This is a genomic window from Bacillus sp. FSL K6-1338 (assembly GCF_038006965.1).
GTDB classification, from domain to species: Bacteria; Bacillota; Bacilli; order Bacillales; family Bacillaceae_G; genus Bacillus_A; species Bacillus_A thuringiensis_S.
The window spans coordinates 3,416,122-3,430,114 of sequence record NZ_JBBOWI010000001.1 but is presented as its reverse complement, the minus strand read 5'-3'; the positions used below and the strand labels follow the sequence as shown (position 1 = coordinate 3,430,114).

Genomic DNA, 13,993 nt, shown 5'->3' with positions numbered 1-13,993 from the left:
GTCGTTTTTTCGTGTTACTATTAATCGAATTTTTCATAAGGAGAGAAAGCGATGAAATGGATTTATTTTCTTATTATTAACGTTATAGCTTTTAGCCTTATGGGGCTTGATAAACGAAAAGCAAAGAAGAAACAGTGGAGAACGCCAGAAAGTACGTTGTTTTTATCGGCGGCAGCTGGAGGAGCAGTTGGAGCTTGGATCGGCATGTATATGTTTCATCATAAAACTCATAAAAAGAAATTTGTTTTCGGCATACCGTTACTTGTTGTAATAACGGTATGTTTATTATTCGTTGTATGAGAAATGTCGAAAGAAATGCAGATTGATTATTGGTAAAGTGAGCATGTGAGACCGTATAATGGAGAAAAAATGAGAAGAGGAGAAAAAGGAAGATGGGGAGTCAATCAGCAGAGCAAAAAAAAGGGATACTATATGCGGCTGGTGCTTACACGATGTGGGGAATTCTACCGATTTATTGGAAATGGGTTGAGGAAGTTCCAGCAGATGAAATATTAGTGCACCGCATCGTTTGGGCATTTGTTTTTATGTTACTTGTATTAGGTGTTACGAAGAGGTTTCGCCAGTTTATTGGGGAATTTGTGAATCTTTTTAAACGACCTAAATTATTAATGTCATTAACAATAGCTTCAGTCTTGATTAGCGGAAACTGGTTTGTTTACATATGGGCCGTTAATCATAATCATGTTATTGAAGCGAGTCTTGGCTATTATATTAATCCGCTTATTAGTATTTTACTTGGTACAGTCGTTTTAAAGGAAAAGTTAAACTTTTGGCAATATGTTGCAGTTGGTTTAGCAGGAGTAGGGGTTGTCATTTTAACAGTACGTTTCGGATCTATTCCGTGGGTTTCTCTTTCACTTGCCTTTTCATTTGGATTATACGGATTAACGAAAAAACTATTAAACTATGATGCTACAATTGGACTTACGATGGAAACCATGTTAGTGACGCCGTTTGCGATCATTTATCTTGTTATGACAGGAGCACATGGTTTCGGCTCATTTGGATCTATTTCAATGTTATCAACGTTACTTTTAATAGGAGCAGGTATTGTAACAGCATTACCACTATTTTATTTTGCAAAAGGAGCACAACTTATTCCGCTTTATATGGTGGGATTTTTACAATATATTGCGCCAACAATTAGCTTAATTTTAGGTGTATTTGTATTTGGTGAACATTTCACATCTACACATATGATTGCATTTTTCTGTATATGGGTTGCTTTATTTGTATTCTCGGTAGCGAAAACAAAGTTTTTAGTGCAGAAACAACCGAAATTTATAAAAAATAAATCAGCAAAAGTATCATAATGCGTAGTATTTTCTACGCATTTTTCTTTATACTTATATTATATAGAATTTCCATTATAGTCAGTAAGGAGCTGAGAACATGGAAACAATTTTACATAATGATCCGCTTATGGCAGCTGTAATTTCATGGTTTTTAGCACAATTAACGAAAGTAGTCTTTAAATTAGTTAAAACGGGTGAATTTGATTTTGCAAAGTTTTTTGCTTCAGGTGGGATGCCAAGTTCTCATGCTTCAACAGTTACAGCGCTTGCTACAGGAGTTGGAGTTGTGGAAGGTGTGGAAAGCTCGATGTTTGCGGTTGCTGCTATTTTTGCCATTATTGTTATGTATGATGCTTCAGGAGTAAGGCTTGCAGTAAGTAAACAAGCAAAAATATTGAATGACTTTTTTCACGGTAGAGAAACAGAATATAAGAAGTTAAATGAACTTGTTGGGCATACACCGTATGAAGTAGTAGTCGGTGCTTTATTAGGGATTATTGTCGGAGTAGGATATTGTTTATGAGCAGAACATTTTATATGTTCTGCTTTTCTTTGTTTTCATACATATTCAGCTACCTTTTTGAATATCGTTATACGGATTTCGAAAGGGTGGGTGAGTAACTTGTTATTATATGAAAAAGTGCATGAAGAAATAGCGAGAAGAACAACTGCACTTCAAACGATGCAACGGCAAGATGGTACGTGGCGGTTTTGTTTTGAAGGAGCGCCACTAACAGATTGTCATATGATTTTTTTATTAAAATTATTAGGTAGAGATAAAGAGATAGAACCGTTTGTAAAAAGATTAGCATCACTCCAAACAAATGAAGGAACATGGAAATTGTATGAAGATGAAGTGGGTGGTAATTTATCTGCTACAATTCAATCTTATGCTGCCTTACTTGCATCGGAAAAATATACAAAAGAAGATGCGAATATGAAGCGAGCGGAAATGTTTATAAATGAGCGCGGGGGGGTGGCGCGTGCTCATTTTATGACGAAGTTTTTATTAGCGATTCATGGAGAATATGAATATCCTTCTCTCTTTCATTTGCCAACACCAATAATGTTTCTGCAGAACGATTCCCCCCTCAGTATATTTGAATTGAGTAGCTCAGCACGTATCCATTTAATTCCGATGATGTTGTGTTTAAATAAAAGATTTCGAGTAGGGAAAAAGTTATTGCCAAATTTAAATCACATTGCAGGCGGGGGCGGAGAATGGTTTCGGGAGGATCGGTCTCCAGTTTTTCAAACGTTATTAAGTGAGGTGAAGAAAATTATAACGTATCCACTTTCTTTGCATCATAAAGGATATGAGGAAGTAGAACGTTTTATGAAAGAGCGTATTGATGAAAATGGAACATTATATAGTTACGCAACTGCCTCGTTTTATATGATTTATGCTTTACTTGCATTAGGGCATTCTATTCAATCGCCAATTATTCAGAAGGCTATAACGGGAATCGCATCTTATATATGGAAGATGGAGAGAGGGAGCCATTTGCAAAACTCTCCGTCAACTGTATGGGATACAGCTTTACTCAGTTATGCTTTGCAAGAAGCTCAAGTTCCGAAAGCAAGTAAAGTGATTCAAAATGCATCAGCGTATTTACTAAGAAAACAGCAAACGAAGAAAGTAGATTGGAGTGTACATGCACCGAATCTATTCCCAGGTGGTTGGGGCTTTTCGGATGTGAATACGATGATTCCAGATATTGATGATACAACTGCTGTGTTAAGAGCACTGGCGCGAAGTAGAGGGGACGAAAATGTAGATAATGCTTGGAAGAGAGCGGTTAATTGGGTTAAAGGATTGCAAAATAATGATGGTGGTTGGGGAGCTTTTGAAAAAGGGGTAACGAGCCGTATATTAGCAAATTTACCAATCGAAAATGCAAGTGATATGATTACAGATCCTTCTACACCAGATATTACAGGAAGAGTGCTAGAGTTTTTTGGGACATATGCGCAAAATGAATTGCCCGAGAAACAAAAACAAAGTGCGATAAATTGGTTAATGAATGTACAAGAGGAAAATGGATCATGGTATGGGAAATGGGGAATTTGTTATATATATGGTACATGGGCAGTGTTGACTGGTTTACGGTCACTAGGAATACCATCTAGCGATCCATCATTAAAACGAGCAGCTTTATGGCTTGAACATATACAGCATGAAGATGGTGGCTGGGGAGAATCTTGCCAAAGTAGTGTGGAAAAAAGATTTGTTACTTTGCCGTTTAGTACACCATCACAAACGGCATGGGCGTTAGATGCTCTCATTTCTTACTATGAAAAAGAAACACCAATCATTCGAAAAGGTATTTCATATTTGCTCTCCAACCCTTATGTAAATGAAAAATATCCTACTGGAACAGGTTTACCAGGTGGGTTTTATATTCGTTATCATAGTTATGCTCATATATATCCGTTGCTTACTTTGGCTCATTATACAAAAAAATATAGAAAATAAACCGAGAGATGTCTCTCGGTTTATTTTGTTGGGTAGTAGGTCCCTTTTGAAAAGAATAAGGTTGTGATGTACCTTATTTTTCGGTTGACTGGCGTTTTTGACGTGCATCAGCGGCATTTGCACGTGCGTTTGCTTCTAAGTCATTGTGGTCAGCGAGTTCGCGAGAGAACTCAACATCAATGCCATCAGTTGCTTTGCTTTGTTTGAAATTCTTTTTGTTCATTCGACACAATCTCCTTGCGTTTATGCGACGTTGCAAAGTTAGTTTGACACAAATAGACTTTTTTATACAAAGAGGAATTGGAAAGCAAAAAGCCGAAATATACAGTATAAGTAATAGAAATGGGGGATAGGAATGGAGTTTTTAAATGGGAAAACAGCTGTTGTAACAGGAGCTGCACAGGGAATTGGAAAAGAGATTGCAAGGGTTTATGCAAAACTAGGGGCGAAAGTATTAATTAGCGATGTAAATGAAGAGAATCTACAAAAGACGACACGTGAGTTATCAGATGAAGGATATGAAGTGTGCTCATATCGATGTGATGTGAGTAATCAAAATGAAGCAAAGTCGTTAATTGAATATGCGGTTCAAAAATTTGGTACATTACATATTTTGGTGAATAATGCTGGAATTACAAGAGACGCAATGTTACATAAAATGGAGAAGTCTGCTTGGGAACAAGTATTACAAGTGAACTTAACTGGAGTTTTTTATTGTATGCAACCAGCGCTTCTTTACATGAGACAACAAGGGTATGGACGCATTATTAACATATCTTCAATTAGTAGAGAAGGAAACATAGGTCAAGCAAATTATGCGGCTACAAAGGCAGGAGTTGTAGGATTAACAAAAACAGCAGCGAAAGAAGTTGGAAGTTTCGGTATTACTTGTAATGCGATTTGTCCGGGGTTTATGGATACAGATATGACAAAAACGATACCAGATAAAGTGAAAGAAAAGATGGTGGGCGCTATTCCAGTTGGTAGAATTGGAACGCCAGAAGATATTGCGAACGCAGCAGCCTTTTTAGCATCAGAATACGCATCTTATATTACAGGTGAAGTATTAAATGTGAGCGGAGGACTGCAAGTTTAAAGGAATACATAATGAAAAGAACCTGACCAGGTAAGTCAGGTTCTTTCTCATTAATTTAAGTTAAGCCAAACGCTCTTCACTTCTGTATAGTTATTTAATGCGTAAGATCCCATTTCACGGCCGAGACCAGATTGTTTAAATCCTCCAAATGGAGATGCTGCATCAAAGACGTTATAACAGTTTACCCATACTGTACCTGCACGTACTTTACTTGCAACATAGTGTGCAGTTTTAACATTTTCTGTCCATACACCAGCAGCTAAGCCAAATTGAGATTTATTCGCACGTTCAATTACTTCATCAATATCGTTAAACGGTATTGCAGAAATAACTGGACCGAAAATTTCTTCTTTTGCGATCGTCATTTCGTCATTTACGTCAGCGAATACTGTAGGAGAAACGAAGTAGCCTTGATCGAATGGATTATTTCCTCCGCAAAGTACTTCAGCGCCTTCTTCAATCCCTTTTTCAATGAAGCCCATTACACGTTTTTGTTGTTCTTCGGAAACGAGAGGACCGATTGTAGTTTCTGGACTTAGACCAGCGCCTTGATTTAATTTTTTAGAATAAAGGACGAGATCAGCCATGACATTATCATACATTTTCTTCGGAACAAATAAGCGTGATCCAGCAGAGCATACTTGTCCTTGGTTAAACATAACACCAGAAAGTGCACCAGGAATCGCGCGAGATAAATCAGCATCTGGCAAGATGATATTTGGTGATTTACCGCCTAACTCAAGTGTAACGCGTTTTAATGATTCGGATGCTTGTCGCATAATTTGTTTACCGACAGGAGTAGAACCGGTAAATGCAATTTTATCAACGAGTGGATGATTAACGAGAGCTTGTCCAGCTGATTCACCGAATCCAGGTACGATATTAATAACACCTTTCGGGAATCCAGCTTCTTCAATTAATTCAGCTAAGTATAGAGCAGATAGTGGAGTTTGTTCTGCAGGTTTTAAAACGATTGTACATCCTGTAGCAAGCGCTGCTCCCATTTTCCACATTGCCATAAGAAGCGGGAAGTTCCAAGGGATAATTTGACCAACGACACCAACAGCTTCATGGCGTGTATAGTTAAAGTAATCACCGGAAACAGGAATTGTTTGACCAACGATTTTCGTAGCCCAGCCAGCGTAATAGCGCATATGCTCAATTGCAAGTGGTATGTCTGCTGCCATTGTTTCACGGATTGGCTTTCCGTTATCTAATGTTTCGAGCTGTGCAAGCTCTTCTTTATGTTCTTCCATTAAATCAGCTAACTTGTACATGAGACGGCTTCGCTCAGCAGTGCTCATACGAGACCAAGGACCTTCGTCAAAAGCCATACGAGCTGCGACTACAGCTTTATGAATATCTTCACGACCAGCTTCAGAAACGACGGCAAGTGTTTCACCAGTTGCTGGGTTAGGTGTTTTAAATGTTTTTCCGGAAGCGCTTTCAATGAAAGATCCATTCACATATAACTTTTTTGTACCTTGAAGAAAATTTTCTACCTTTTCATGAAGATTTACAGCTAGTTGACTCATTGTATAACCCCCTTGAAAATATAATGTAAACGCAGTACGAGACGGCGCTTATTCCGAAATCAAGGATGTGGAAACTAGATGGAAAGCCTCTAATTAAAATCATAATTAATAAATACTGAAAATTCAAATTTCATTTGTGTTACAATTGTAAAAAATATGTAATGTAACAGAACCTTCTATATGATTGTAAAAAATCCTGCTTGTTTTTGCTTTCTAGTAGGAAAAACTAGAAGAACAATGGTACAATAATACATCGTGAGAGGAGGGGGAAAAATGAAAGATTATCATGATGATCCACGCTTTCGAATAGCCCATAGAGAAGCGTTAATTGGTCTTGGACTTGCTATTATTAATTTTATAATATGGTACGGATTCGCTTATGGGCTTGGTAGTAAAAATCCGAGTGAATATACATATGTATTCGGTTTTCCCACATGGTTTTTTTATAGCTGTATCGTTGGATTTATCGTTATGGTTATTTTACTTAGTTTAGTTGTTCGTTTTGTATTTCAAGATATTTCACTCGATGAGGAAGAAAAAAGTGAGGAATAATAGATGAATTGGTATGTAATCATTCCAATGATAATTTCGTTTATCGTTGTATTTTTAATTGGTGTATATGCTTCAAGACGCGTGCAAGCAACTGCTCATAATAAATTTTTACAAGAATATTTTCTAGGTGGGCGTGAGCTAGGCGGTTTATTATTAGCGATGACAATGATTGCTACGTACGGTAGTGCAAGTAGCTTTATTGGTGGCCCTGGTATTGCTTACAATATGGGGCTTGGATGGGTACTGTTATCTGCGATTCAAGTTGTAACAGGGTATATCGTTTTAACGGTTATCGGTAAAAAGTTTGCAATTATCGCTAGGAAGATGGAAGCAATTACTCTTATCGATTATTTAAAAGGGAGATACAATAATAAAGCAGTTGTTATACTCTCTGCGTTATGTATTATTATCTTTTTATTTTCGGCGACAGTAGCCCAGTGGGTCGGCGGTGGACGATTAATTGAGTCACTAACGGGTCTATCGTATACAACAGCACTATTTTTATTTACTTTTTCTGTACTTGTGTACGTATTAATTGGTGGATTTCGTGCAGTCGCGCTATCAGATACATTATTAGGAATCATTATGTTAGTTGGAACGACAATCATTTTAATTGCTACTGTCATTGCTGGTGGTGGAATTGAAAAGATTATGCAGGAACTTGTTCAAATTAATCCAAATTTAATTACACCATTCGGAGCAGATGGCAGTTTAACGAAATCATATGTTACATCATTTTGGATTTTAATTGGAATTGGCGTTGTAGGTTTACCGCAAATTAGCGTGCGTGCCATGTCTTATAAAAATTCAAAAGCTATGCACCAAGCTTTAATAATTGGAACAGTTGTCGTTGGTACAATTATGATCGGTATGCATTTAACAGGTGTATTTGCAAGAGTAGTACTTCCAGGTATAACGGTACCAGATAAAGTAATGCCGCTACTTGCGATGGAAGTGTTGCCACCGTGGTTAGCTGGAGTTTTCTTAGCCGCACCAATGGCAGCGATTATGTCTACAGTAAACTCTTTATTATTACTTGTAAGCTCGTCAATTATTAAAGATATATACGTAAATTACATAAAGAAAGATGCAGCAGACAGTACGATAAAAAAAGGAAGTTTGTGGATTACTGGTATTGTAGGACTACTCGTTTATGCAGCGGCGATTAAACCACCAGATTTTTTAATATGGCTAAATTTATTTTCTTTCGGTGGATTAGAAGCAGCATTCATTTGGCCAATCGTATTAGGGTTATATTGGAGGAAAGGAAATGCTACAGGAGCGCTTGCTTCCATTTTCGTTGGAGTAGGTTCATATATGTGTATTCATCTTTTCTATCCAAATCCGTTCGGTATACATACAGTTGTCTTCCCAATTTGTTTTGCGTTTATCGCTTATGTTATTGGAAGTATGAGTGCTGTAAAAAAAACAGTATAGGTTAGCTGAAGAACGTAGTCCTTATAGGACTGCGTTTTTTCGTATGAATTTGTTCTTTTTTATTCTGTATATCCACGTTTATTCATAAATTAATAACAACTGAGGGGATGGAGTTGAGGTCGATGAAAAAAGTGTTATTTTTAGGAGACCCAGGCATTGATGACTCTTTAGCAATTATGTATGGATTGTTGCATCCTGATATTGATATTGTTGGGGTAGTAACGGGATATGGAAATGTAACACAAGAAAAGGCGACAAGTAATGCCGCATATTTATTGCAAATGGCAGGACGGGAAGATATACCTGTTATTAATGGTGCGAAAATTCCTTTATCCGGAGATGTTACAACGTATTATCCAGAAATTCATGGGGCAGACGGTTTAGGGCCAATTAAACCTCCAAAAACTTTTTTGCCAAATATAAAGCCTTTTTGTGCATTTTTTGATCTTCTTGAAAAATATAAAGGGGAATTAATAATAGTCGATGCTGGTAGATCAACAACACTAGCGACGGCATTTATTTTAGAAAAGCCGATGATGAAGTATGTGAAAGAATATTATATAATGGGCGGTGCTTTCTTAATGCCTGGCAATGTAACACCAGTCGCAGAGGCGAATTTTCATGGTGATCCGATTGCGTCGCAATTAGTTATGCAAAATGCTAAAAATGTGACATTAGTACCACTTAACGTTACATCTGAAGCAATTATTACGCCGGAAATGGTAAAATATATTACGAAACACTCTAAAACGAGTTTTAATAAGTTAATCGAGCCGATATTTACGTATTATTATAAAGCTTATAGAAAGTTAAATCCGAAAATAAAAGGAAGCCCAGTACATGACGTCGTTACAATGATGGTTGCGGCAAATCCATCCCTTTTAGACTATGTATATCGTCGTGTCGATGTAGATACAGTTGGAATTGCAAAAGGAGAAAGTATTGCAGATTTCCGTCCTCAACCTGATGCAAAAGCCTTGAAAAATTGGGTGCGAATTGGTTGGTCATTACATTATAAAAAATTTCTTGAGGATTTTGTGAAAATCATGACGTAGACATAATAGGAGTATACAAGTTAAAATAATGGAGATGGTTATTTAAATGACCATCTCCATTAATTTGTTTTTTAATGATAAATAGAGAAGAGTTACACAATAGGAGAGGAATTTTACTTGAAAAAAACTATGGTATGCGCAGTAATTGTGGGTATTTTCGTTTTGCTAATATCGGGTAACTTTTTAGTGAAAAAAGTATGGAGTTCAAATAATGATGATGCACAGTATATTGCATCTTTTATTGAAGAACATAAAGATGAAAAAAATAGTGCACTTCTAGTAAAGAGAAATGATAAAGTTGTTTATTCTGTAAATCCCAATGTTGTATTGCCAGTCGCTAGTACGATGAAATTAATTGTGGCGCTTGAATATACGAAACAAGTTACTGAAGGGAAAATTGATTCGTCTAGTTTCGTTTCGATTAATGATGTGAATCGTTATTATGTTCCGAATACAGATGGGGGTGCACAAGATAGATGGCAAAAGTATTTGGAGAAGACAGGCAAGATAACTGAAGGAGCGGTTTCTTTAGAAGAAGTGGCAAAAGGAATGGTTAAGTTTAGTTCGAATGCGAATGCTGAATACTTAATGGAATTGTTAGGATTAGATAACATTAATCGGAATTTACAAAGTTTATCACTTCCTGCACATCAACCACTATTTCCAATCGTTTCATCTTTATATATCCCGGGATATTTGCATAAAGAATTGCATGTTCCAAAATATAAAATAGAAAAAAAGTTAAAAGAAATGTCTCAAGAGCAATATCGTGAATATGCGATGAATATTCATGAACGCTTAAAGAAGAAGGGACCATTATTACAGAAGGAAATTCCGCTTTATTTAGAGGAACGTTACGACAAAATTTGGTCAGATAGATTACCAGCAGCTTCCGCAAATGATTATATGGTATTACTTCAAAAAGCAAACCATAAAGGCGGCTTGACAGAGGCTGAAGAAAAAGTATGGGCAAATATCGTTGAAACAGACATGAGTGCCAAGAAATACCGTAAAACATTTAGACATGCTGGGCAAAAGAATGGTTACACACCATGGACGGTGACAAAAGCAGTTTACGCTATGGATAAACGTGGAAACTGTACAGAAATTGTGTTTTTAGCGAATAATTTAAATGAAGACGATAGTGCAGAAATACGGAAACATTTAGCAAACTTACATTTCCAAGTGTTGCAAAGTGATAAGTATGATGCGACTTTTATTAAATAAACTCGGTGCAGAGAGCACCGAGTTTATTTTTATGTACAAGCACTTTTTTTCTATCTCTGGGTATGATGGGTAGTAATACTTAGGTGAGAGGGGAAAAGGTGATGAAACAGAGTAAGGAAGAGTTTATAAAGAGTGAAGGCGCTGATTTCCCTGGAAAAACATATGTGGATTGTGTATTACAACATGTATTTGATTTTCAACGAAATTACTTATTGAAAGATATGTTTCAAGTGCATAAAGCACATATTACGATGTTGACTGAAGAAAGTTTAATGAAAATAGAAGAAGCTAAAGTTATATTAAACGCACTTAGAAAAGTAGAGCGAATACCAAAAGATAAATTGGTATATACAGAGCAGCATGAAGACCTCTTTTTTTTAGTCGAACATTTAATTTCTCAAGAAGCGAAATGCGATTTTGTAAGTAATATGCATATTGGTAGGAGTAGAAATGATATGGGTGTAACGATGTATCGCATGAGTTTAAGGCGATATGTAATACGGTTAATGGAGCATCATTTGTTATTGCAAGAAAGTATATTACAACTTGCCGATAATCACAAGGAAACGATTATGCCAGCTTATACACATACACAACCAGCACAGCCAACAACATTTGGTCATTATACTTTAGCAATTTATGATACGATGCAAAGAGATTTAGAACGAATGAAAAAAACGTACCAACTTTTAAATCAGTCTCCAATGGGGGCGGCTGCACTCTCTACAACAAGTTTCCCGATTAAACGAGAACGAGTTGCTCATCTACTTGGATTTACAAATGTAATTGAGAACTCATATGATGCTGTTGCCGGGGCGGATTATTTATTGGAAGTTAGCTCGCTACTTATGGTAATGATGACGAACACGAGTAGATGGATTCATGACTTTTTGTTGTTAGCAACGAAAGAATATGACGGTATTACTGTTGCAAAGCCATATGTACAAATCAGTAGTATAATGCCGCAAAAACGAAATCCAGTTTCAATTGAACACGCTCGTGCAATTACGAGTGGTGCTTTAGGAGAAGCATTTACAGTATTTCAAATGATCCATAATACGCCATTTGGTGATATTGTCGATACGGAAGATGACTTGCAGCCGTATTTATATAAAGGAATTGAAAAGACCATTCGTGTTTTTTGTATGATGAATGCAGTTGTTCGAACGATGAAAGTAGAAGAAGAAACGTTGAAAAGTCGTTCCTATAAACATGCAATTACGATAACTGATTTCGCAGATGTTTTAACAAAAAATTATGACATTCCATTTCGGCATGCTCATCATGCAGCAAGTGCTATTGCAAATATGTCATTGGAGCAGAAAAAAGAACTACATGAATTACACTTCAAAGATGTAAATATGTATTTGCAAGAACATTTTAAAATAAATTTATTAGAAAAAGAGTGGAAAGAAATTATATCGCCAGAAGCTTTTATTCAAAAAAGAAATGTATACGGTGGACCGAGTAAAAAAGAAATGGAGCGCATGATTAAAAATCGAAAAGAGTCATTTCAAAATGAAGAAGAGGTATTTGAAAGGGAAAAACAAAGAATTTTACAAGCTGAAACGAATTTGAATTCATTAACTTTGAATATTGTTGAATCGTAAAAGAGGAATTTAGTGAATTAATCGCCAATACTTTATGAAACTATAAATAGAGAGAAGAGATTGTCGATGATTCAATTATATGTATATGAAGAGATTTTTCATTTTAAAGAAGATGTTACAACATTTCTAGAAAAGAATGAGCAGGAAAACAATCTCATATTAGGTGTATTACAAATGGTCCAAGAACCGATATTTATGGGGATAGCGAAACAAGGAGAAGAAATTGCCGTTGTATTTCTGCAAACAGAAGAGAAGAAACAAATCATTGTTGCAACTTCTGAAATTGCAGGAGTAGCTATTGAGGAACTTGCAAAAGAGTTAACGAAAGTATACCCGGATATTCCTGGATTGATCGGTAATAAGAAAATTGTACAGAAATTAGCGGAAGAGATTGCGGTATTAGAAAATAAGAAAACGAATGTTGCAATGGAGCAAGGTGTGTATGAGCTGAACAAAGTAAAGAAGAGGTGTAATGCGAACGGACTTTTCCGGGCAGTAAATAATGATGAATTACCATTAATAGAACAGTGGATATATCAATTTTGTGAAGATGTAAAGCTTCCTACTACGAAAGAAGAAGCAAAACAAACTGCGCATACATTAATAACTACAAATCGACTGTTTGGTTTGGAAGTGGATAGGAAACTCGTTTCTGTAGCTGCAAAAACGAGACCAACTAAAAATAATATAACAGTTAATTTTGTATATACGCCGAAAGAAGCAAGGAAAAAGGGATACGCATCTAATTGTGTAGCGGCACTTAGTCAACGTATGTTAGATGAAGGGTACAAGACGACTACGTTATATACTGATCTAGCGAATCCGACATCTAATAAAATTTATCAAGAAATCGGTTATGAGCAAATTGCGGAGTCTGTGCTTATATTTTTAGAGAAGTAGAACAAAAAGGTGTGCTAAAATAGCACGCCTTTTTATTATTCATCAATCCTAATAACCTCGCCTTGAGGGAAGTCCTCAGTTTCTAGTAAGTTACGAATAGCTTTCGCAACATATTCAGGTGATAATAGTTTTCCTTCTTCTTTTAATGCAATGAAGCGGTCCAAATTTATAAAATCTTCTTTATTTGTTTCACGAATTTGTGATTGCATATTTGTATCAACAACACCAGGTGCAAAAGCGACGATTTTTACTGGATATTCTTTTTCTACTTCTTCAGTTGCTACGCACTGTGTAAACATATTTACACCAGCTTTCGTTGTGCAATAAGCGCCCCAGCCAAAGTAAGGATTTTTTCCTGCACCAGATGAAATGTTAATAACGCGTTTATCTACTTTCCAGCCTTTCGTATGCTTCATAAACGTAGATGTAAGAATCATAGGTGCAAGTAAATTAATGTGAACGTTCGTAATGAATTGTTCGCTTTCAGCTTTTTCAATTGGCTTCATAGGTGCAACTGTACCCGCATTATTAATTAAATGAATAGAGGATACATTTTCTTTTCTAATAGATGAAATGATCTCTTTAAAGTTAGTTTCTAAGTTATGTACATCTTGAAGATCTAGGGAATGAAAAATGCAATTGCTGTTATATTGTTCTGCAAGTTTAGTAAGCTCTTTATTTTCTCTTCTAGAAATAGAGATGACAGTTGTATTTTTTTCTAATAATTGCGTGGCAATAGCTTCCCCTAAACCTTGTGAAGTTCCTGTTATAATAACATAGCGCATAGTT

The 13,993-nt window shown here is 36.2% G+C and carries 14 protein-coding genes; 11 read left to right on the top strand and 3 right to left on the bottom strand.

The window, feature by feature from the left end:
- The first annotated feature begins 51 nt into the window (after positions 1-51).
- The 4 genes from NZ044_RS17505 to NZ044_RS17490 all read left to right on the top strand — a co-directional run bounded on the left by NZ044_RS17505 (position 52) and on the right by NZ044_RS17490 (position 3,792).
- Positions 52-300 (top strand): DUF1294 domain-containing protein, encoded by a 249-nt coding sequence (locus NZ044_RS17505; RefSeq protein ID WP_000871349.1) that lies wholly within the window; start codon positions 52-54, stop codon positions 298-300.
- Between the two features lie 92 nt (positions 301-392).
- Positions 393-1,334 (top strand): EamA family transporter RarD, encoded by a 942-nt coding sequence (gene rarD / locus NZ044_RS17500; protein ID WP_000535543.1) that lies wholly within the window; start codon positions 393-395, stop codon positions 1,332-1,334.
- A 79-nt stretch (positions 1,335-1,413) separates the two neighbouring features.
- On the top strand, positions 1,414-1,839 hold the full coding sequence (locus NZ044_RS17495) for a divergent PAP2 family protein (RefSeq protein ID WP_000447819.1): 426 nt from the start codon (positions 1,414-1,416) through the stop codon (positions 1,837-1,839).
- A gap of 99 nt (positions 1,840-1,938) precedes the next feature.
- Positions 1,939-3,792 carry a terpene cyclase/mutase family protein gene (locus NZ044_RS17490; RefSeq protein ID WP_000928149.1) on the top strand — a complete coding sequence of 618 codons (1,854 nt, stop codon included), beginning with the start codon at positions 1,939-1,941 and terminating at the stop codon, positions 3,790-3,792.
- A gap of 73 nt (positions 3,793-3,865) precedes the next feature.
- On the opposite strand, the gene NZ044_RS17485 is transcribed toward NZ044_RS17490, so the two are convergent.
- Positions 3,866-4,015 carry a YfhD family protein gene (locus NZ044_RS17485; RefSeq protein WP_001035815.1) on the bottom strand — a complete coding sequence of 50 codons (150 nt, stop codon included), beginning with the start codon at positions 4,013-4,015 and terminating at the stop codon, positions 3,866-3,868.
- Between the two features lie 132 nt (positions 4,016-4,147).
- Between NZ044_RS17485 and fabG the strand changes: the two genes are divergently transcribed.
- Positions 4,148-4,888 carry a 3-oxoacyl-ACP reductase FabG gene (fabG, locus tag NZ044_RS17480; RefSeq protein WP_000395038.1) on the top strand — a complete coding sequence of 247 codons (741 nt, stop codon included), beginning with the start codon at positions 4,148-4,150 and terminating at the stop codon, positions 4,886-4,888.
- A gap of 50 nt (positions 4,889-4,938) precedes the next feature.
- Here the strand turns inward: fabG and dhaS are convergent, their stop codons facing one another.
- Entirely contained in the window at positions 4,939-6,423 is a 1,485-nt protein-coding gene (dhaS, locus tag NZ044_RS17475) for an aldehyde dehydrogenase DhaS (protein ID WP_000080306.1), read from the bottom strand.
- A 273-nt stretch (positions 6,424-6,696) separates the two neighbouring features.
- On the opposite strand from dhaS, the gene NZ044_RS17470 reads away from it, so the two are divergent.
- The 6 genes from NZ044_RS17470 to NZ044_RS17445 all read left to right on the top strand — a co-directional run bounded on the left by NZ044_RS17470 (position 6,697) and on the right by NZ044_RS17445 (position 13,204).
- A complete protein-coding gene (locus NZ044_RS17470; RefSeq protein WP_000656243.1) occupies positions 6,697-6,975 on the top strand; it encodes a YhdT family protein in 279 nt (92 codons plus the stop codon).
- Positions 6,976-6,978: 3 nt separating this feature from the next.
- The gene (gene panF, locus NZ044_RS17465) at positions 6,979-8,412 is read left to right on the top strand and encodes a sodium/pantothenate symporter (RefSeq protein WP_001104822.1); all 1,434 of its coding nucleotides are present in this window, start codon (positions 6,979-6,981) and stop codon (positions 8,410-8,412) included.
- A 122-nt stretch (positions 8,413-8,534) separates the two neighbouring features.
- Positions 8,535-9,467: a nucleoside hydrolase gene (locus NZ044_RS17460; RefSeq protein ID WP_098505503.1), complete on the top strand. Its 933-nt coding sequence runs from the start codon at positions 8,535-8,537 to the stop codon at positions 9,465-9,467.
- A 117-nt stretch (positions 9,468-9,584) separates the two neighbouring features.
- Complete coding sequence (locus NZ044_RS17455) at positions 9,585-10,694, top strand: serine hydrolase (protein ID WP_000753478.1); 1,110 nt, start codon at positions 9,585-9,587, stop codon at positions 10,692-10,694.
- A 101-nt stretch (positions 10,695-10,795) separates the two neighbouring features.
- Positions 10,796-12,304, top strand: coding sequence for an argininosuccinate lyase (gene argH, locus NZ044_RS17450; protein WP_000813973.1), 1,509 nt, complete (start codon positions 10,796-10,798; stop codon positions 12,302-12,304).
- Between the two features lie 66 nt (positions 12,305-12,370).
- Complete coding sequence (locus NZ044_RS17445) at positions 12,371-13,204, top strand: GNAT family N-acetyltransferase (RefSeq protein ID WP_000615512.1); 834 nt, start codon at positions 12,371-12,373, stop codon at positions 13,202-13,204.
- A 35-nt stretch (positions 13,205-13,239) separates the two neighbouring features.
- On the opposite strand, the gene NZ044_RS17440 is transcribed toward NZ044_RS17445, so the two are convergent.
- Entirely contained in the window at positions 13,240-13,989 is a 750-nt protein-coding gene (locus tag NZ044_RS17440) for a (S)-benzoin forming benzil reductase (RefSeq protein WP_001271058.1), read from the bottom strand.
- Positions 13,990-13,993 lie beyond the last annotated feature (4 nt).